The following is a 19,140-nucleotide window of genomic DNA, read 5'->3' as shown; positions in this document are numbered from 1 at the left end:
TGCGGCCTTCGTTACTGAAGGCCGCTTCTGATGCTGAATATCGTGCTGTTTGAACCCGAAATCCCACCTAATACCGGTAATATTATCCGTCTGTGCGCTAATACCGGCTTTCGTCTGCACCTGATTGAGCCAATGGGATTTGCCTGGGACGATAAGCGTCTGCGCCGTGCAGGTCTTGATTATCATGAGTTCACCAGCGTTCAGCGCCATGCCAGCTATCAAACATTTATTGACCAGGCGCAGCCCTCACGCCTGTTTGCACTGACCACGAAAGGCACGCCTGCGCACAGCGCGGTTAGCTATCAGCCGGGTGACTATTTGATGTTCGGCCCCGAGAGCCGCGGGCTGCCCGCCACGATCCTTGATGCGCTGCCAGCACAACAAAAAATTCGTATCCCAATGGTCGCCGGCAGCCGCAGCATGAACCTTTCAAATGCCGTATCGGTAGTGGTTTACGAAGCCTGGCGGCAGCTGGATTATGGCGGCGCGTTGCTGCGAGAATAAGCTGGCTTTAGCACGCGTCAGCTACGATCGACGGCGCGTTTTCTCGTTGAAGGAGCGCCAGCCGTCAGCCACACGGTGGCGATAAGAAAAAGCGGGCGGGTAGCGGTCAGATGCCGTCGCCAAACTCAAAACCCGCCACTGTGCCATTAAAATGTTGGTCCATATCCATGGCGGGCTTATCCGAAGCCGGCTTACCTACGACGCGCGCCGGGACGCCGGCCGCGGTGGTATGTGGCGGTACCGGGTGTAATACCACGGATCCAGCGCCAATTTTAGCCCCGCGCCCGACTTCAATATTGCCGAGAACTTTCGCGCCGGCACCAATCAGCACGCCTTCGCGAATTTTCGGATGACGGTCGCCGCTGGTTTTACCGGTTCCTCCGAGCGTAACCGATTGCAGAATGGAGACATCGTTCTCCACTACCGCGGTTTCTCCGATAACGATGCCGGTCGCGTGATCGAGCATAATACCGTGCCCTATCTTTGCCGCCGGATGAATATCAACGGCAAAAGAAACCGATATTTCGTTTTGCAAATAGAGCGCCAGCGCCCGGCGGCCTTCGTTCCATAACCAATGGCCGATACGGTAGGCCTGCAGCGCGTGAAATCCTTTCAGATAGAGCAGCGGAGTAGAGTATTTATCCACCGCCGGATCGCGCAGGCAAACGGCCTGGATGTCACAGGCGGCAGAGTCAATCATCGAAGCGTCTTCTTTGTATGCCTCTTCAATGATTTCGCGAAAAGTAATCGCGGGCATAATTGGATTAGCCAGCTTGTTTGCCAGCATATAGCTCAACGCGCTACCGAGATTTTCGTGCTTAAGCAGCGTCGCATGATAGAAGCTTGCCAGCATGGGTTCACCGTCGGCCAGCGCGCGCGCCTCAGCTTTAATATGACTCCAGACCAGATCCAGCTCAACACACGGCATGGCTTACACCCTCAAGAAAAAAATAGCGCCGGTTGGCGCTACCTGTGGTATTGAATCTTATTCAGCGTGGGCTATTTTCGTCTTTCCTTGTACGTCCCAGTAAGGACAATGCTGCCTCTTGCGCGCTTTTTTCGCAATACAATACCTGATAAATTTGCTCAGTTATTGGCATTTCCACGCCGACCCTGGCCGCCAGCGCCCTGACCTCTTTCGTATTTCGGAATCCTTCGACTACCTGACCGATGCTGCTTTGGGCCTCTTCCACATCACTCCCCTGACCGAGCATCATGCCAAAACGCCGGTTACGGGACTGATTATCGGTACAGGTAAGTACCAGATCGCCCAATCCCGCCATGCCCATAAAGGTTGTGGGATCTGCGCCCAGCGCGTTACCCAGCCGCGTCATTTCCGCCAGGCCTCGGGTAATAAGCGCGGTGCGCGCGTTGGCGCCAAAGCCGATGCCGTCGGACATGCCCGCGCCTATTGCGATAACGTTTTTTACCGCGCCACCCAGCTGAACGCCGATAAAATCAGGGTTACTGTAGACCCGAAAGCTTTTACCGCAGTGCATGCGCTGCTGCAGCTGTTCAGCAAACTGCGGATCGGTAGCCGCCAGCGCGATGGCGGTTGGCAGCCCGGCAGCCATTTCTTTGGCGAAGGTAGGCCCGGAAATTACCGCCAGCGGAATAGCGTCGCCAAGGATATCGCGCGCCACATCCTGCAGCAGACGCCCGGTCTCTCTTTCGAGTCCTTTGGTCGCCCAGACAATGCGTGAGTCAGCGTGCAGGTGGGGTTTAATTTGCGTTAATACCTCACCAAATACATGGCTGGGTACCACGACCAGCAGGTCGCGGCTGGCCGCAATGGTATTTGCCAGCGAGGCGTCGAGCTTTAACGTATCAGGGAACGGAACATCAGGTAAAAATGCCTGGTTGCTGCGGTCGGCCTCAAGCTGAGCCAGATGGGCCGGATTGTGCCCCCACAGCGTAACCGGCTGGCCATTACGCGCCAGCGTAATAGCCAAAGCGGTGCCGTACGAGCCGGCACCGATAACGCTAATAGAGTCCGTTACCCGCAGCATCATGCATCCTGCTGCGGCTCTTCGCCTGCTTGCTGCTGCAGATAGTTCATAAATAACGCGTCAAAGTTGACCGGCGCCAGATTCAGCTGCGGGAAGGTGCCGCGTGAAACCAGGCTGGTAATGCACTCGCGGGCATAGGGGAACAGAATGTTCGGGCAGTAGGCGCCAAGACAGTGGGCCATCTGATTGCCATCAATTCCGGAAATGCTGAATATACCCGCCTGCTGAACCTCACACAGGAAAGCGGTTTCTTCACCGACGCTTGCGGTGACCGTCACGCGTAACACAACCTCGTAGACTTCATCCGCCAGCTGGCTGGAAGCAGTATCCAGATCCAGCTTAACTTCCGGTTCCCACTCTTTCTGGAATACCTGCGGCGCGTTCGGGGCTTCAAAAGAGACATCTTTCGTGTAGATACGCTGGATCTGGAAAGTCATCTCGGTGTTATTTTGTTCTGACATAATCTTAATAGTCCTGTTAATGAAGTTATCCATCAGCGCGCTGAGGCGCGTCATATTTTATTTCAGCAGCGGGTCCAGACCTGCACGGCCATCCAGCGCATAAAGGTCGTCACAGCCGCCAATGTGCTGTGCGTCAATAAAAATCTGCGGAACGGTCGTTCGCCCGCTGCGCGTTATCATTTCATCGCGCTTATCAGCATCGCCATCAATAGGGATTTCCTGATAGGTTACGCCTTTCTGGCTGAGCAGCGCCTTGGCACGATGGCAGAAAGGGCAGGTTGCTTTGGTATAAATTTCAACGTTAGCCATGAAAATTTCCGAAGTTATTTACCACGAACCAGCGGCAGGTTTTCACCGCTCCAGCCTGAAACGCCGTCTTTCAACACGGAGACCTGAGCAAATCCCGCAGCATGAAGCTTCGCCGCAGCTTCCTGGGCGTTCTGACCGGTTGCGCAGACCACGATAATCGGCTGGGCTTTGTGTTTTTCCAGTTCACCGAAGCTGCCTTTTTTGATTTCGCTCGCCTGGACGTTCACGGCGCCTGAAATATGCCCCTGGCGAAACTCATCGCGACCGCGGGTATCGACCACGACGGCATCTTCTTTGTTAATCAGGCGTGTTGCTTCGCCGCGGCTGATAACTTTTACCTTGGAGAACATGCCCTTAACGGTGGTCACGATCACCAGAACCAGCAAAACAACCCATCCCAGACTAAGTATGGTGTGATTGCCTGCGAATTGCATAATTTCTTGCATGAGGGGTAACAACTCCCGAAAGGGTTAATAAGCTAAATCAAAGGCTCTGAGTATACATTCCGGACGCTGCATGTACAGCCATCCGGCAATCAGAGTTACATTTTCTGCGGCACAATTTCCAAAATTTAATCTGGTGTCAAAAACCCGCCCATAATATCAATATCGGCGAACAGATACTTCACCGGGAATGCAATATGGCTAAAAAGTTAGCGGTCAAACATTTTACCGGACTTAGCCACCGGAATGGAAATCAGCAGCAGGATCGCTGGTAAGAGTTTGTTCAACGTGAAATAATCAGTCGCCATGAGGAGTAAAGCGACATCACCGAAAACAAGGACGCCACGTCACGCACTATCGTCACGTGCTCTACTGTCCACCTTTTGCGCCAGTGCGATCTGTACTGGCGTTCTGCTTTGCTCTTTTTCCGCCAGCGCGGCTGATGACAGCAAAGCTCAGCTGAAATCCATACAGCAAAACATCGCAGATAAAGAAAAGCGCGTTCAGCAGCAAAAGCAGCAGCGCAGCAAGCTGATGGCGCAGCTTACAAGCCAGGAAAAAGTTATCGCCCAGGCCAGCCGCCAGCTGCGTGATTCGCAAAGTGCCCTTGACCACCTGAGCAAAGATATCACCGAGCTGACAGCCTCTATCGCCAGGCTGGAAAAGCAGCAAAAGCAACAGGAAGCGATTCTCGCTCAGCAGCTCGACGCTGCTTTTCGTCAGGGCCAGCACAGCGCGCTGCAGCTGGTACTGAGCGGTGAAGAGAGCCAGCGCAGCGAACGTATCCTCGCCTACTTCGGCTATCTGAATGAAGCCCGTGAGAAAATAATCACCGCGCTTCAGCAAACTCGCCGCCAGCTGGCGGAGCAAAAAGCAACGCTGACCGCGAAGCTGCAACAACAAAAAACCTTACTCGCCCAACGTCAGAGCCAGCAGAAAAAGCTGGAAGAGGCGCGTGCGGCACGCAAGCAAACGCTGACTAAACTGGAAGCGTCTCTGGAAAAAGATCAGGCCCAGCTGGTTGAAATGCGCGAGAACGAAAGCCGGCTGCGGGATAAAATCGCTAAAGCTGAGCGCGAAGCCCGTGCTCGCGCGCAGCGAGAGGCCCGTGAGGCCGAGCAGGTGCGTCAACGCCAGGAGCAGGCTCGCCGTAAAGGCTCGTCATACAAACCCACCGCCAGCGAACGCAACCTGATGTCCCGTACTGGCGGTCTGGGCCGTCCTGCGGGGCAGGCGGTGTGGCCGGTTCGCGGCACTATCGTCCATCGTTTCGGCGAACTTTTGCAAGGCGAGCTACGCTGGAAAGGGTTAGTTATTGACGCACCGGAAGGTAAGGACGTCCATGCTATCGCCGACGGACGCGTGTTGATGGCCGACTGGCTACAGGGCTACGGCCTGGTCATCGTTATCGATCACGGCAAAGGCGATATGAGCCTCTATGGCTATAACCAGAGCGCACTGGTGAAAGTCGGTGACGAAGTTAAAGCGGGTCAGCCGATCGCCCTGGTAGGCACCAGCGGCGGCCGCGGCACGCCTTCGCTCTATTTTGAAATTCGCCGCCAGGGGCAGGCGGTCAACCCACTACCGTGGTTAGGAAAATAAGGTTTGCTGCAACGACGTATCCTTCTTAGCGTTTTGAGCGCGCTGTTGATAAGCGGCAATGCATACGCCGGAAAACTGGCGCTGGTCATTGATGACTTTGGTTACCGACCAAAGGAAGAGAATCAGGTGCTTAAACTGCCCGTCGCCATTTCGGTTGCCGTATTACCCAATGCGCCGATGGCGCGCCAGATGGCAACGCGAGCTCACCAGCAGGGGCGGGAAGTTCTTATTCATCTGCCAATGGCGCCGCTCAGCAAGCAGCCGCTGGAAAAAGACACCCTGCGCCCGGACATGAGTCAGGATGAGATCGCCCGTATCATCCACGATGCTTCGCTGAAAGTTCCCTATGCCATTGGGCTGAATAACCATATGGGCAGCGCCATGACCTCTAACCTCGCCGGGATGCAAAAGGTGATGCGGGTTCTGGATCACTATAACTACTATTTTCTTGATAGCATGACGATAGGCAACAGTCAGGCAACCCGGGCGGCGGCCGGCACCAACGTTAAGGTCATTAAGCGCCGCGTTTTCCTCGATGACAGTCCGAACGAAGCGTCAATCCGACAGCAGTTCACGCGCGCGGTACGGCTGGCTGAGCGCGACGGCTGGGCGATCGCCATTGGCCACCCTCATCCGAATACCGTACGCGTGCTGCAGCAAATGCTACCCGAACTGCCCGCAGATGTTACTTTGGTGCGCCCGAGCCAGCTGCTTAACGAAGCGCAGCGTGTGGATAACACGCCGCCAGCCGGACGCCCTGGCAATAAGCCGCATAGTTCATTCCGTGGCGGTCAGACCTGCATGATTAAGCACCCGCTTCCCCCGGTACCGGCTACCCGGGCGCTGATGGTAGTGAGCGAAAGCGTAACCGCCAGCCCGCTGGTACAGAAGGTGACATCCGGCTTCTCTGGCCTGCACCTCAACTTCAGCAGCCTGAAGCAGTAACGTGACGGCCGGTGCAATCAACCGGCCGTACAAACCACCATTACCAGCTCAGTATTACCTTGCCTGATTTTCCGGAGCGCATGGCATCGAAGCCTTGCTGAAAATCATCGATAGCAAACCGATGAGTAATGATGGGGGTAAGATCCAGCCCGGACTGCACCAGCGCCGCCATTTTATACCAGGTTTCGAACATCTCACGCCCGTAAATCCCTTTGATAAATAAGCCCTTAAATATGACCTGATTCCAGTCAATCGCCATCTCACCCGGCGGGATACCCAGCAGCGCCACCCGGCCGCCGTGGTTCATCACGCTCAATAAGTCACGAAAGGCCGGCGGCGCACCGGACATCTCCAGACCGACATCAAATCCTTCGCTCATTCCTAGCTCGGCCATCACATCGCTCAGGCTTTCATTCGCAACGTTCACCGCGCGTGTCACGCCCATTTTGCGCGCCAGATCGAGCCGGTATTCATTGATATCGGTAATCACAACGTTGCGCGCGCCAACGTGCTTGCAGACTGCCGCAGCCATAATGCCAATCGGTCCGGCTCCGGAAACCAATACGTCCTCCCCCACTAAATCGAAGGATAACGCGGTATGCACTGCATTGCCGAAAGGATCGAAAATTGAGGCCAGCTCATCGGAAATATTGTCCGGAATTTTGAACGCATTAAAGGCAGGAATAACCAGATACTCGGCAAAGCACCCCTGGCGGTTGACCCCCACGCCCTGAGTATTGCGACAAAGGTGGGTACGCCCGGCCCGGCAGTTACGACAGTGCCCGCAGGTAATATGCCCCTCGCCGGAAACCCGATCGCCGATATTAAAACCTCTGACTTCCTGGCCAATACCGACCACTTCACCAACATACTCATGCCCGACGATCATCGGCACCGGGATGGTTTTACTCGACCAGTCATCCCAGTTGTAAATATGCACATCGGTGCCGCAAATAGCCGCTTTACGGATTTTGATTAACAGGTCGTTATGTCCTGGCTGCGGAACAGGGGCATCTTTAACCATCCAGATACCTTCTTCAGCCTTAAGCTTTGCCAAGCCTTTCATGCATGTACCTTTTTAAATAACGCCCAGCGATTTGCCGATGCGGGTAAAGGCATCCACCGCGCGCTCAAGCTGCTCTTGAGTATGCGCTGCGGATATCTGTGTACGAATACGCGCCTGTCCCTTTGGCACTACCGGATAGAAGAAGCCGGTAACATATATCCCTTCCTGCTGTAACTGTCGGGCAAACTCCTGCGCCACTTTGGCTTCACCCAGCATCACCGGAATGATCGCGTGATCGGCCCCCGCCAACGTGAAGCCTGCGGCCGTCATCGCTTCACGGAAGTAGCGCGCATTGTCCCACAGGCGCTGGCGCAGGCCATCGCCCTCACGCAGCATCTCAAGCACCTGTAAAGAAGCCGCCACGATGGCAGGCGCCAGCGAATTGGAAAACAGATAGGGGCGTGAGCGCTGACGTAACCATTCCACTACGTCTTTGCGCGCGGCGGTATAGCCACCAGATGCGCCGCCCAGCGCTTTCCCCAGCGTGCCGGTAATAATGTCAACGCGATCCATAACCTTACAATATTCATGGGTACCGCGCCCTGCGGCGCCAACAAAGCCCACGGCATGGGAATCATCTACCATGACCAGCGCGTCATAGCGGTCGGCCAGGTCGCAAATACCCGACAGATTGGCGATCACGCCATCCATTGAAAACACGCCGTCAGTGGCGATCAGAATATGACGCGCGCCCGCGGCTTTCGCTTCTTCCAGCCGCTCGGCAAGCTCGCTGAGATCGTTGTTGGCATAGCGATAGCGCTTCGCTTTACATAGCCGGACGCCGTCAATAATCGAAGCATGATTTAGCGCATCCGAAATAATGGCATCTTCCGCGCCCAGTAGCGTCTCGAACAGGCCGCCGTTGGCATCAAAGCAGGAAGAGTAAAGAATGGCATCTTCCATACCCAAAAAACGGGCAAGCTCATGCTCAAGTTTTTTATGCATGTCCTGCGTACCGCAAATAAAGCGCACCGAAGCCATGCCGAAACCATGGCTATCCAACCCTTGTTTAGCCGCCGCGATAAGTGCCGGATGGTTAGCCAGCCCCAGATAATTATTGGCGCAAAAATTGATGACATCTTCGCCAGTTTGCAAGGAGATCTCAGACTGCTGAGCCGAGGTAATGATGCGCTCGTCTTTAAACAATCCCTCTTCACGCGCAGTGTCCAGCTGTTGAGAAATCTGCTGGTAGAATTTTCCTGACATTTTTATCCTCCTTTATAGGGCAAGTCTTAGTACATATTACTGGAGATGCGGCAAATGAACGAGAAATCATCATAACAAATCGTATAATTTCAGCAGAGTTCACGCTTAATCTTAGCGAACTGCTTTCAGTTGCAGAGTCATCTGGCTGTGTGCAGAAAGATGAGGTGATATGATAGTTACCATTAGCGTGTGAAACCTTCCGTTTCACCCCCGTAATTTAAGGTAAAGCAGATGATTATAGTCACTGGCGGCGCTGGTTTTATCGGCAGCAATATTGTTAAAAAGCTGAACGATTCCGGACGCAACGATATTCTGGTGGTAGATAACCTGAAAGACGGCACTAAATTCATCAATCTGGCGGATCTGGATATAGCCGACTATCTGGACAAAGAAGACTTTATCGCCAGTATTGTGGCCGGTGACGATTTTGGTCATGTAGAGGCCGTTTTCCACGAAGGCGCCTGTTCCGCTACCACCGAGTGGGATGGTAAGTATATGATGGATAACAACTATCAGTACTCCAAAGAGTTACTTCATTACTGCCTTGATCGTCAGATCCCTTTTCTTTACGCCTCATCTGCCGCCACCTACGGCGGGCGCAATGACAACTTCATTGAAGAACGCCAGTACGAACAGCCGTTAAACGTTTACGGCTATTCCAAAATGCTATTTGACCATTACGTTCGCGATATACTGCCTGAGGCTCAATCGCCGGTATGCGGCTTCCGCTACTTCAACGTTTATGGACCGCGTGAAGGCCATAAAGGCAGCATGGCCAGCGTCGCTTTTCACCTCAACGAGCAGATTTTGAAAGGCGAAAATCCAAAGCTGTTCGAAGGTAGCGAAAACTTTAAGCGCGATTTTATCTACATTGATGACGTGGTTAGCGTCAACCTTTGGTGCTGGGAGCATGGCATCTCCGGCATATTCAACTGCGGAACCGGGCGCGCTGAATCTTTCCAGGCTGTCGCTGACGCCGCCCTGGGCTTCCATAAAAAAAGCGATATTGAATACATACCTTTTCCGGACAAACTGAAAGGCCGCTATCAGGCATATACCCTGGCTGACCTGACTAAGCTACGGGCGGCAGGCTACGACAAGCCGTTCAAAACCGTCGCCGAAGGGGTTGCTGCCTATATGGCGTGGCTGAACCGCAGCGCATAACGAGGTTCAGTAATGAAAGCTCTGGTCATCGGCCCCTCATGGGTAGGCGATATGATGATGTCGCAAACGCTCTATCGCATGCTTAAAGCGGAGCAGCCGGATAGGATAATTGACGTGATGGCGCCGGCATGGTGCCGGCCGTTACTTTCCCGTATGCCGGAGGTTAATCAGGCGCTGGCTATGCCGCTTGGCCACGGCGCGCTGGAGCTTGGCGAGCGTCGCCGAATCGGCAAGGCGCTACGCGACAGCCATTACGAACGAGCCTTCGTGCTGCCGAATTCATTTAAATCGGCGCTGGTGCCTTTTTTTGCCGCTATTCCGCAGCGTACCGGCTGGCGCGGTGAAATGCGCTACGGTTTGTTAAACGATATCCGCAAGCTGGATAAAGACGCGTTTCCTTTGATGGTGCAGCGCTATGCTGCATTAGCCTTTCCTGCGGATAAAATTCGTCAGGCCAGCGACCTCCCTGAGCTACTCTGGCCAAGGCTGGAGGTTGCCGAACAGGAAAAAATTGAAACTGCCGCGCAGTTCGGACTTCATGGCGAAAGGCCAATTATCGGCTTTTGCCCCGGCGCGGAGTTTGGTCCGGCTAAACGCTGGCCTCATTATCACTATGCCACCCTTGCCGCTGAGCTTATCCAGCGCGGCTGGCAGGTTGTGCTGTTCGGTTCAGCAAAAGATGAACCGGCCGGAGAGCAAATCCGTACTGCCCTGACCGACGAGCAGCGCGTCTGGTGCCATAATCTGGCGGGTAAAACGCAGCTGGAGCAGGCGGTAATACTGCTGGCCCATTGTGACGCGGTGGTCAGTAACGACTCAGGCCTGATGCATATTGCTGCGGCGCTGGATAAACCGCTGGTTGCGCTTTATGGCCCCAGCAGTCCTGACTTCACCCCGCCGCTTGCAGACAAGGCGCGGATAATCCGTTTAATTACCGGCTATCATAAAGTTCGTAAAGGCGATGCCGGAGAAGGCTATCATCAAAGTCTGATCGATATTCAGCCAGAACGGGTTATCGCCGAGCTGGACAGGTTACTGGCCCCCACTGCGGAGCGTGAATGAAGGTTCTGATCGTTAAAACCTCCTCAATGGGAGACGTGTTGCATACCCTGCCGGCACTGACGGATGCGATGCGTGCAATTGAAGGCATTCGCTTTGACTGGGCTGTAGAAGAAAATTTCAGCCAGATTCCCGGCTGGCATCCTGCCGTTGAGCGCGTGCTTCCGGTGGCTATCCGCCGCTGGCGCAAAAACTGGTTTGGTAGCCAGACGCGTGAAGAGCGGGTTAAGTTTAAACGCGAGTTGCAGTTACAGAATTACGATCGAATCATTGATGCCCAGGGGCTTATCAAAAGCGCCGCGCTGGTTACCCGCCTGGCGAAAGGTGAAAAGCATGGCCAGGATAGCCGCAGCGCGCGCGAATCATTTGCCAGCTGGTGGTATGACAAGCGCCACGAGATTGGTAAACAGCAGCATGCCGTCGAGCGCATGCGCGAACTGTTTGCTAAAAGCCTTGGCTATGACAAGCCTGAGACGACGGGTGATTATGCTATCGCCGGCCATTTCCTCAGCAACTTGCCGGCAGACGCGAACCGCTACCTGGTGTTCCTTCATGCCACCACCAGAGATAATAAGCACTGGCCGGAACCGCGCTGGCGTGAGCTTATCGCGCTGATGGCCGACAGCGGACTCACCATAAAGCTGCCCTGGGGCGCGCCTCATGAATACCAGCGCGCTCTGCGTCTGGCTGAAGGTTTTGATTACGTTGAAGTATTACCAAAGATGACCCTTGAGCAAATTGCGTTAAATCTCGCCGGCGCCAGAGCGGTTGTTGCGGTTGATACCGGGCTGAGCCATCTTACCGCCGCACTCGATCGCCCGAATATTACCCTGTATGGCCCAACCGATCCGGGGCTCATCGGCGGCTATGGTAAGAATCAATATGTCATCCGCGCACCGCAGGGAAACAGTATGAGCAGCATCACAGCGGAATCCGTCGCCGAACAATTAATGCAGGTGATGGGATGAAGAAGCTACATATTATCAATCTGGCGAAAATGGGCGGCGTTGAGCGCTTATTTATTCAATATATTAACGATTTTTCCGCCGGCCAGGACGAGGTTATCTGCATTAGCAATAAAATCGACCCGGCTATTCGCCAGCAGATCCCGCAGCAGAAGATCACCTTTGCCAACCGCCTGTTTAATCATATTGAATTAAAAGCGCCCCAGTTTTTACGTAAATATCTTCTTCAATATCGCATCAATCACAGCCAGGCTGAGGTCGCTATTGTTTGGGATTTAGTACCGGTACTGATCGGTAAACCAAAGCACATCAAAATGGTGTATTACGACCATGGCTGCTCCTGGCGCTATCCCAAAAATGAAAAGACACTGGCCTTTATGGCGATGCTGGACGGCGTAATTTCGGCATCTTACGCCTCTAATCGGGTCATGCAGCACCGGTTTAACTTACCCTGCCCTCACCACGTCGTGATTAATCGCATCATGACGCCAGAGGATATCGACAGTCATCCGCAGCGGCCGGGGCAGCCCCTCAGACTGGGAACGGCCTCAAGACAGGTCAGTCTGAAAGGTATTAGCGTCGCGCTGTTAATGATGAAGGCGTTGCTCGATTGCGGACGTGAAGTCACGCTGGAAGTTGCCGGCAAAGGGCCGGATCTTGATGCATTCATCGCGCTCGCCCGGCGATTGAAGATCGATAACTACGTTACCTTCAGCGGTTTTCAACAGGATATGTCCGTCTTTTTTAACCGGACGGATATATACATCAGTACCCCCGTTACCGAACCCTTTGGATTATCCTGCATGGAAGCACTTTACTATGGCATTCCGCTTATATTTCCGATGATTGATGGTCAGCCGGAGGTCATTAAACACAATGAATGCGGCATCGGCCTTATCCCGGACGTAACCATTGAGCAACATGAAAAACTCAGCGGGATACGCGTCGACTTCCCTTACGAGGTTTACGATCCGCTTAATGACGCGATGACGCAACCTAAATTGCTCTCTCACATGGCGTGCGCGGATGCCGTAGAACGCCTGTCTGACCCGGCGACCTATCAGAGCTTCAGCCAGAACGCCAAAAGCCGGGCGGTAACACATTTTAATTACATGCTTTTTAAAGCAGACTTTGATAACGCGTTGGTGAGTATTATTGGAAATTAATATGAATATTAGAAAAATTTTCATCATAAAGGATGAGGCCCCACATATTTTCTTTAGCGTTTTTATTTATCTTGGCTGCGCCATAGCCCTGCTTACGTTACCCTTAGGTTTTCAGGTCGGGGGTAACTGTTTCTATTTAGCCACCTACGCCTCGCTGCTGGCGTTTATTCTGCATTTCAAATATTACATAAAAGATAAAAAGAACTTACTGCTGCCGGCAGCAATGCTGCTAACAGGTCTGGTCTGCATTCTCTGGACTGTGATGTATAAGCAGCCTGACGGCTATGTGGTGTTATATCGGCAATATCAGTCTACCGGCAGGCTGCAAATTGCCACCGCTTTTTTACTGGCTTTCATCCTCAATGAGCCACGATCATGGCAAAAGCAGACCGCCGTGCTGGCGTTTGTGGCCGGCATTGCGGTCAACGCCTACGCCCTGTATCAGGGAATAGTTATGCATATCGCTCGCGTCGAGCTGAATTACGACCGGGCAACGGTTGCCGCCTACATTATCACCGTCATCAATTTACTATTTCTTAAAGCCGCATTGCTGTTAAAACGCCGGCATAAGGTGCCGCTTTTTTTAGCAATATTTATTATCACCTTTGCGACGCTGATTCTGACAGGCACTCGCGCGGCAATGCTCGCCTTCCCCGTACTGGCGCTCATTACCATTCTGGCAACAAAGCATACGCTATCGAATAAGCACAAGGTGATTATACTGGCACTCATTCCGCTGATGCTTGTTGCCTGCGGACTGATATTCAAGAATAAGATTGAAGATCGCCTGAAAGACTTTCAGGAAAATATTGCCATGCGGCACGAGCAAACCGGCGAAAATTCGATCATATCCCGCCTGAGTATGCAATCTGCTGCGCTGCATACGGGTTTACAAGCCTTGATGGGGCAGTCGGCAGAGCAGCGTGGTGAAAGCATCAAGCTACTGGTCAAAAAACACCCCGAACTGTATGGCGTCCTGCCCTATATTACGGTGCATATGCATAACGAAGTGATGGAAGCCTTTTCGATTAAGGGAATTCCGGGCGTCGTGGTGCTGCTTGCATTGTATTTAAGTTTAATTGCTCATAGCTTTCGACCACAGCGAAATCCCGTACTGCTTGCTATTACGCTGTCGCTGATTATTTACGGTCTGAGCGACGTTATTTTTTTCAGTACTGAAGGCACGATAATATACTGTCTGGGGATCGCGCTTAGCATTCTGCTGATGCAGGATCCGCGTGTTGACAGGCAAACCAGCCGATGAAAAATTACTCGCATCTACTCAGCGTCATCATTCCTTTTTACAATGATGAACGCTATATCATCGACTGCCTGAAGTCGCTCTTTTGTCAGATAGACCAGGACGTGCAGGTGGTATTGGTAGACGATGGCTCCGGCGATAACAGCAATCATCTGGTCGCCGGGTTTCTCAGCGCCAACCCTGACATTCAGGTTAAATTTACCCATCAGCACAATCAGGGTATCTCAATTGCGCGTAACGTCGGACTACAGCAGGCGACGGGGAAATTCATTGTTTTTCTGGACGCCGATGATCTCCTGAGCAAAAACTATTATGGCGTAATCAAACCCGTGCTCAATGCCGATGAAGATGATCTGATTGATTTCAACTATCAGCGCTTCACTGATACGCCCCCCGAAGCCGCGATTGATGAAATAGCTCACAGGGTGCCTTATGACTTTGCTTCTGGAGGTTTAGCCTGTCTCAGACCGCTGTTTAAGCGCTCCATGTGGCATCTCTGGAATCGCGTTTATCGCAGAACGCTGCTGGGCGAAGATAGTTTTGAGCCGGGCCGGCGCTATGAAGATGTCATTTTTGCGCCCTTCCAGTACCTGAAAACACAAAAAATCGCCCATCTGAATAACTCGCTTTATTACTACCGCGATAATGCGTTTGGCATAACCCGCAACATCAAAAAAAGCGACATCGATGATATGCATTTCGCGATGAATAAAATGATTGCCTACGTGCAGGCCCACAGCAACGATCCCCTGATACGTCAGCTGGCCGCTGGTATGCTGCTTAACTGCTTCAATGAAATAAAAAATATGACTAAGGCGGTTTACGGGTTTTACCGCTACGACTTAGCGATAAAGCGCGACCTTAAAATTGCAGCCAGAATTTGTCAGGGAAGCGGCATTCCGGCTAAAAAAGTGATGCAGATGCGCTTTCCCGAAGTGGACACCTGCCTGTCAGCGCTGCGTCTGGCGTTTAAAAAAACCAAACGCGCGCAGGCTACTTCATCTCGTTAAGACGCTTACGGGTGGCATATTCGCTGAGCGTCATTCCCTGAGTACGCGGTTGTAACCAGCTAAACAGCTGCTCTAAATCATCATAGAGCCGCTCAATATCAGCATCATTTTTAAACGTCGGACTGCCATCCGGCATAAACTCCGATGAATGAAGCATAAACTCCACGTAGTCATTGCCCTGCGCCAGCGTTTGCTCGACAACCCGTTTCATCTGCGCCAGATTACCGCCACTGGGCCGCAGCCAGTTGACTGACGGACCGCGCTTTTTTCCGCGAAGCTTATTCCAGGCCTGCTTAAGCTGAGTGGTCAGCGCTCCGTAGCGATACTGAACAGACATGGGCAGCTCAAGTAAGCCTGCCTGCGCCGGCCGGGCAATGTCATTGAGGTCAATATAATACGCCCGGTCGGGGAAATGGCGGTAATCCGTTCCGCCCTGCCCCTGCGGCGCCCCGGGGGAATTACGCCAGTCAACCCTTGGCGTTACCGAACAATCCACCCAGTAATTGTGTTCCAGCAGTGCCCGCGCATAAGCGGCATTAAACGCCCAACGGCCAGCACGATGGCTGCGCATTTTTACGCCAAAATTGTTTTCCAGCAGCTCGGTCATAAAGGCGACTTTTGCCCGCAATACCGGCTCAGGATACTCAATTAAATAGGGCTGATGGCGCCAGTCATTTTCGGTAAGCTGATGTTCCGGCGGACTGTGCCAGGCGTGAAGATGCATGCCGATCTCACCCTGCTGGCGCACCAGCAGATCGCGGCCGAACTCAACGTAAGCGGGATCGCTTGCCATCTCATAATTAGTCAGCCAGGTGGGTTTGAAATGATATTTTTCACACAAAGCCTGAAAACGCGGTAAAAAGCGTGTGTTGTGGGTCGTAACATTTCCGTGGCGATTACGCCAGAGATTATCCCCTTCAGTATCAAGCGTGATAAGAAACGCAGGTTTTTCCATTACGAACTCACACCAGCAAAAATATTTATTCCATGTTACGCACGCAGCCAGCGGGAGGCAAAAAGTTTGCGCCGTTATTTTAGCTAATGACGGATATCTCATTACAGCAGAATATTTTACACTAGCGCAAATGCATAACCCAACCCATGACGCTGCAATACGCTTGCCTGCTAAATAAAATTATCACCCTGTGCAAGCCAAAGCTTTAACCAGCGTTTTCAGTTAACGCCATGCCCGATACGGGCTGGCGATTTGAGGTGCTACATTGTCCAGAAGCGTGTTATTAATCATTGATGGTCTGCCTGGCGGCGGTGCGGAAAAAGTGGTGCTGACGCTGGCTGAAGGATTAGCTGACGCGGGGCATCAGGTGGCGATTTTTTCTTTGCGCAAGGTTTGCGAATACCCACTTCCCACCGGCGTCGAGTACCGGGTAATAGAGGATCGCTGTCGCCGACCCTGGCGTAAGCTTACTGAGCTACATCGCCGGGCAACCCAGCTGGAGCGGGCTATACGCCTGCATGAGTCACAGCATGGCGCATTTGATCTGATTATTTCCAACCTGCACAAAACCGATCGCATTGTAAGCCGCTGCCGGGCGGCGACTGTCGCTAAAACCTGGTATTGCCTGCATGGCGTATTTTCTGCTTCTTACCTGGCGGGCAAAACCGGCTTTTCACTGTGGTTGAAACGCTGGAAAATTCGTCGGGTTTATCAGGGACGCCAGCTGGTTGGCGTCTCGCAGTACGTCGTCGATGATCTGGTTAACCGCGTAGGCGTTACGCCGCGCCGTGCCCGCATCATTGCCAATCCGTTCGATTTCCAACAAATCCGGCAATTAGCCGCCGCGCCCTGTGAGCTGGCCGGCTCGGACTATCTGCTCCACGTCGGACGTTTCCACCAGGCGAAACGTCACGATCGCCTGCTGGAAGCTTATGCGCTCAGCGGCATTCAGGCGCCGCTGGTATTGCTGGGCCAGGGGCGCCCGGAGGTTGAAGCGCGCTTGCGCCAGCTTGCGAAAAAGCTGGGCATCAGCGAACGGGTTCGTTTCGAAGGGTTTCAGAGCAATCCCTATCCCTGGATTAAGCACGCACGCCTGCTGGTCGTCAGTTCTGATAGCGAAGGATTCGGAAACGTATTAATTGAGGCGCTCTGCTGCAACACGCCGGTCGTCAGCACGCGCTGCCCCGGCGGTCCGGCGAGTATCCTGACCGGCGAACTGGCACGCGGTCTTGCCGACCTTAATGCAACATCGCTGGCAGAGAAAATGCAGGAAATTTACCTTAATCCTCCCGATCTTCAGGCGACTAATCTGGAAATCTACAGCTTGCCGGTTATCTGCCAGCAATATTTGCAGCTTGCAGAGTCTGTCAGCACGCCGGCGGACGCCTGAAACGGGTGCCCATATTGCCCGGCAGGTGGTGTTAACTGAGACCTGTTTGCATATCGTGCCTTAGTCAGAGCATCGGCCTCCAGACATGCTAAACTGCCATGTTCTGGATTTAAAGCTGGCACAGCAACGCCGGGTGAAGACGTTAACATGTCTGATTGCTAGCGGGTAAACCACGTATTACGCTACCTTTCTGGCGAGTAATTCAGGCGCCTGATAAAGGCAACGCCCCTGTTCGGTTAAACAGAACTTGTTGGCTGTTAATCAGGTCGGTAAATCCTCCTGCGGGCCAAATCCGCGAAGATTAATGAAATGGATTCCCTATCGCCCTTATCGCAGGGAAGGTAAGTATCGCCGCCGCTCGCAAGTTCATCTGCCGGATACTGCAGAAGCTTGCTGCGTTGAAGGATGAAAATTGCCGGGTAACATTTTATTGATTACCTGCGCAACCTCATCCCTTTGTTCATTTACCCGACACCTGTTACCGGTAGGGTGATTCAATCGTATTAGTTTTTCCGCTGACTGATACATGCCCGAGCGCATTGAATACCCACTAGCGGTGAAATTGCAATGTATTGATATATAAGAAAAACACTGAAAATGGCACAGCAGTTTTATTGTTCACCACAACTAAGCGTTATTATTCCTATGTACAATGCGGGCCGCAGCTTTGATGCCTGCATGCAGGCATTGCTGGCCCAGACGCTGACTTCGCTGGAAATCATCATTGTGAACGACGGTTCGACGGACGGTTCGGGCCAGAAAGCGCACGCCTATGCAGCGCAGTATCCTCACGTCAGCGTCATCGACCAGGAAAATGGCGGCGTTTCCCGGGCGCGTAACGCCGGGCTGGCCGTGGCGCGCGGTCAGTATGTAACCTTTCCTGACGCTGACGATACCATGCAGCCGCACATGTATCAGACGCTGATTGACATGGCGCTGACAGACGAACTTGACGTCGCCCAGTGTAACGCTGAACGCTGGTTCCCTGTGAACAGCATTAGTAAGCCCTTAATTCCAAAAGAAAGATTAAGCTCCACCCCGGTACTCAGCGGCCCTGAATGGCTGAATAAAGCGCTATTAACCAACCGCTATCTGCACGTCGTCTGGGCGGGTATTTACCGGCTGTCGCTCATCCGCGAGCTTAAGCTCGATTTCGACCCCGGACTTCATCATCAGGATATTCCCTAGACCACCGAATTAATGCTTAACGTACAACGGGTTCGTTATACCGATGAAATTCTCTACCGTTACGTTATGCATGACCAATCTATCAGCAATCAAAAGCGTACTGGCCAACGTAACGTTGAATATCAGCGCCACTATCTTAAAATTGTACGTATGCTGGATGGGATTAACCAACGCTACCGTAAACGCGTTAAGCTTTATCCTTCTTTTTATCGTCAGGTTACACGCGAAGCGCTGGCCGTATGCCATGCCATCCGCCGGGAACCTGAATCTGATGCACAGCAGACGATGATTTCGGACCTGTGTACCGGCGGCATGCGTATGATAATGTTGCGTAATGCCCGCGGTCTGAAACAGTGGTATCAGCTATTACTTTGGTTAAGTCGTCTACAGCACTGGCGGCAAAGCTGATTTATTTTTATAAGTTTTACTTTGCCCCG

General features: G+C 52.9%; 18 protein-coding genes and 1 pseudogene. 11 read left to right on the top strand and 8 right to left on the bottom strand.

The features are described 5' to 3' along the window. Nucleotides 1-30 precede the first annotated feature (30 nt). Nucleotides 31-504 carry a tRNA (uridine(34)/cytosine(34)/5-carboxymethylaminomethyluridine(34)-2'-O)-methyltransferase TrmL gene (gene trmL / locus BTJ39_RS18505; protein WP_078004167.1) on the top strand — a complete coding sequence of 158 codons (474 nt, stop codon included), beginning with the start codon at nt 31-33 and terminating at the stop codon, nt 502-504. A 106-nt stretch (nt 505-610) separates the two neighbouring features. On the opposite strand, the gene cysE is transcribed toward trmL, so the two are convergent. The 5 genes from cysE to BTJ39_RS18480 all read right to left on the bottom strand — a co-directional run bounded on the left by cysE (nt 611) and on the right by BTJ39_RS18480 (nt 3,729). Further along, nucleotides 611-1,432, bottom strand: coding sequence for a serine O-acetyltransferase (gene cysE / locus BTJ39_RS18500; RefSeq protein WP_078004166.1), 822 nt, complete (start codon nt 1,430-1,432; stop codon nt 611-613). A 61-nt stretch (nt 1,433-1,493) separates the two neighbouring features. Then, the gene (gpsA, locus tag BTJ39_RS18495) at nt 1,494-2,513 is read right to left on the bottom strand and encodes an NAD(P)H-dependent glycerol-3-phosphate dehydrogenase (RefSeq protein ID WP_078004165.1); all 1,020 of its coding nucleotides are present in this window, start codon (nt 2,511-2,513) and stop codon (nt 1,494-1,496) included. Then, nucleotides 2,513-2,974, bottom strand: a complete 462-nt coding sequence (gene secB / locus BTJ39_RS18490; RefSeq protein ID WP_078004254.1) for a protein-export chaperone SecB — start codon at nt 2,972-2,974, stop codon at nt 2,513-2,515. The genes gpsA and secB overlap by 1 nt, the downstream gene beginning before the upstream one ends. A gap of 57 nt (nt 2,975-3,031) precedes the next feature. After that, on the bottom strand, nt 3,032-3,283 hold the full coding sequence (grxC, locus tag BTJ39_RS18485; protein WP_078004164.1) for a glutaredoxin 3: 252 nt from the start codon (nt 3,281-3,283) through the stop codon (nt 3,032-3,034). 14 nt (nt 3,284-3,297) lie between these two features. Further along, nucleotides 3,298-3,729 (bottom strand): rhodanese-like domain-containing protein, encoded by a 432-nt coding sequence (locus BTJ39_RS18480; protein WP_078004163.1) that lies wholly within the window; start codon nt 3,727-3,729, stop codon nt 3,298-3,300. A gap of 303 nt (nt 3,730-4,032) precedes the next feature. Between BTJ39_RS18480 and envC the strand changes: the two genes are divergently transcribed. Both envC and BTJ39_RS18470 read left to right on the top strand, forming a co-directional pair. Continuing rightward, nucleotides 4,033-5,328, top strand: coding sequence for a murein hydrolase activator EnvC (gene envC, locus BTJ39_RS18475; RefSeq protein WP_078004162.1), 1,296 nt, complete (start codon nt 4,033-4,035; stop codon nt 5,326-5,328). A 3-nt stretch (nt 5,329-5,331) separates the two neighbouring features. After that, nucleotides 5,332-6,273, top strand: a complete 942-nt coding sequence (locus tag BTJ39_RS18470; RefSeq protein ID WP_078004161.1) for a divergent polysaccharide deacetylase family protein — start codon at nt 5,332-5,334, stop codon at nt 6,271-6,273. Nucleotides 6,274-6,313: 40 nt separating this feature from the next. Here the strand turns inward: BTJ39_RS18470 and tdh are convergent, their stop codons facing one another. After that, nucleotides 6,314-7,339 (bottom strand): L-threonine 3-dehydrogenase, encoded by a 1,026-nt coding sequence (gene tdh, locus BTJ39_RS18465; protein WP_078004160.1) that lies wholly within the window; start codon nt 7,337-7,339, stop codon nt 6,314-6,316. A 12-nt stretch (nt 7,340-7,351) separates the two neighbouring features. Next, nucleotides 7,352-8,545, bottom strand: coding sequence for a glycine C-acetyltransferase (locus BTJ39_RS18460; RefSeq protein ID WP_078004159.1), 1,194 nt, complete (start codon nt 8,543-8,545; stop codon nt 7,352-7,354). Between the two features lie 231 nt (nt 8,546-8,776). On the opposite strand from BTJ39_RS18460, the gene rfaD reads away from it, so the two are divergent. From rfaD to BTJ39_RS18430, 6 genes are read left to right on the top strand one after another with little or no spacing between them, the layout of a single operon-like run. Continuing rightward, nucleotides 8,777-9,709 (top strand): ADP-glyceromanno-heptose 6-epimerase, encoded by a 933-nt coding sequence (gene rfaD, locus BTJ39_RS18455; RefSeq protein WP_078004158.1) that lies wholly within the window; start codon nt 8,777-8,779, stop codon nt 9,707-9,709. 12 nt (nt 9,710-9,721) lie between these two features. Then, entirely contained in the window at nt 9,722-10,771 is a 1,050-nt protein-coding gene (gene rfaF, locus BTJ39_RS18450) for an ADP-heptose--LPS heptosyltransferase RfaF (RefSeq protein ID WP_078004157.1), read from the top strand. Then, on the top strand, nt 10,768-11,736 hold the full coding sequence (rfaC, locus tag BTJ39_RS18445; RefSeq protein WP_078004156.1) for a lipopolysaccharide heptosyltransferase RfaC: 969 nt from the start codon (nt 10,768-10,770) through the stop codon (nt 11,734-11,736). Before rfaF ends, rfaC begins: the two co-directional genes overlap by 4 nt. Then, nucleotides 11,733-12,899: a glycosyltransferase family 4 protein gene (locus tag BTJ39_RS18440; protein ID WP_078004155.1), complete on the top strand. Its 1,167-nt coding sequence runs from the start codon at nt 11,733-11,735 to the stop codon at nt 12,897-12,899. The genes rfaC and BTJ39_RS18440 overlap by 4 nt, the downstream gene beginning before the upstream one ends. 1 nt (nt 12,900) lies before the next feature. Further along, nucleotides 12,901-14,163, top strand: a complete 1,263-nt coding sequence (locus BTJ39_RS18435) for an O-antigen ligase family protein (protein WP_078004154.1) — start codon at nt 12,901-12,903, stop codon at nt 14,161-14,163. Continuing rightward, on the top strand, nt 14,160-15,170 hold the full coding sequence (locus tag BTJ39_RS18430) for a glycosyltransferase family 2 protein (RefSeq protein ID WP_078004153.1): 1,011 nt from the start codon (nt 14,160-14,162) through the stop codon (nt 15,168-15,170). The genes BTJ39_RS18435 and BTJ39_RS18430 overlap by 4 nt, the downstream gene beginning before the upstream one ends. Here the strand turns inward: BTJ39_RS18430 and BTJ39_RS18425 are convergent. Next, complete coding sequence (locus BTJ39_RS18425) at nt 15,154-16,125, bottom strand: polysaccharide deacetylase family protein (protein ID WP_078004152.1); 972 nt, start codon at nt 16,123-16,125, stop codon at nt 15,154-15,156. The two genes, BTJ39_RS18430 and BTJ39_RS18425, sit on opposite strands and share 17 nt — an antisense overlap. Before the next feature lie 265 nt (nt 16,126-16,390). On the opposite strand from BTJ39_RS18425, the gene BTJ39_RS18420 reads away from it, so the two are divergent. Further along, nucleotides 16,391-17,515, top strand: coding sequence for a glycosyltransferase (locus BTJ39_RS18420; protein WP_078004151.1), 1,125 nt, complete (start codon nt 16,391-16,393; stop codon nt 17,513-17,515). A 597-nt stretch (nt 17,516-18,112) separates the two neighbouring features. After that, nucleotides 18,113-19,111, top strand: a pseudogene (locus BTJ39_RS18415) (glycosyltransferase). Nucleotides 19,112-19,140 lie beyond the last annotated feature (29 nt).

The organism is Izhakiella australiensis, from assembly GCF_002006995.1.
GTDB lineage: Bacteria > Pseudomonadota > Gammaproteobacteria > Enterobacterales > Enterobacteriaceae > Izhakiella > Izhakiella australiensis.
Note: the sequence above shows the minus strand (reverse complement) of the source record. Positions and strands in the feature narration are given on the sequence as shown.

Bases quoted from the DNA above. Each gene is read 5' to 3' on its own strand.
- trmL (WP_078004167.1), top strand. From the start codon at position 31: ATGCTGAATATCGTGCTGTTTGAACCCGAAATCCCACCTAATACCGGT.
- cysE (WP_078004166.1), bottom strand. From the start codon at position 1,432: ATGCCGTGTGTTGAGCTGGATCTGGTCTGGAGTCATATTAAAGCTGAG.
- gpsA (WP_078004165.1), bottom strand. From the start codon at position 2,513: ATGCTGCGGGTAACGGACTCTATTAGCGTTATCGGTGCCGGCTCGTAC.
- secB (WP_078004254.1), bottom strand. From the start codon at position 2,974: ATGTCAGAACAAAATAACACCGAGATGACTTTCCAGATCCAGCGTATC.
- grxC (WP_078004164.1), bottom strand. From the start codon at position 3,283: ATGGCTAACGTTGAAATTTATACCAAAGCAACCTGCCCTTTCTGCCAT.
- BTJ39_RS18480 (WP_078004163.1), bottom strand. From the start codon at position 3,729: ATGCAAGAAATTATGCAATTCGCAGGCAATCACACCATACTTAGTCTG.
- envC (WP_078004162.1), top strand. From the start codon at position 4,033: ATGAGGAGTAAAGCGACATCACCGAAAACAAGGACGCCACGTCACGCA.
- tdh (WP_078004160.1), bottom strand. From the start codon at position 7,339: ATGAAAGGCTTGGCAAAGCTTAAGGCTGAAGAAGGTATCTGGATGGTT.
- BTJ39_RS18460 (WP_078004159.1), bottom strand. From the start codon at position 8,545: ATGTCAGGAAAATTCTACCAGCAGATTTCTCAACAGCTGGACACTGCG.
- rfaD (WP_078004158.1), top strand. From the start codon at position 8,777: ATGATTATAGTCACTGGCGGCGCTGGTTTTATCGGCAGCAATATTGTT.
- rfaF (WP_078004157.1), top strand. From the start codon at position 9,722: ATGAAAGCTCTGGTCATCGGCCCCTCATGGGTAGGCGATATGATGATG.
- rfaC (WP_078004156.1), top strand. From the start codon at position 10,768: ATGAAGGTTCTGATCGTTAAAACCTCCTCAATGGGAGACGTGTTGCAT.
- BTJ39_RS18440 (WP_078004155.1), top strand. From the start codon at position 11,733: ATGAAGAAGCTACATATTATCAATCTGGCGAAAATGGGCGGCGTTGAG.
- BTJ39_RS18435 (WP_078004154.1), top strand. From the start codon at position 12,901: ATGAATATTAGAAAAATTTTCATCATAAAGGATGAGGCCCCACATATT.
- BTJ39_RS18430 (WP_078004153.1), top strand. From the start codon at position 14,160: ATGAAAAATTACTCGCATCTACTCAGCGTCATCATTCCTTTTTACAAT.
- BTJ39_RS18425 (WP_078004152.1), bottom strand. From the start codon at position 16,125: ATGGAAAAACCTGCGTTTCTTATCACGCTTGATACTGAAGGGGATAAT.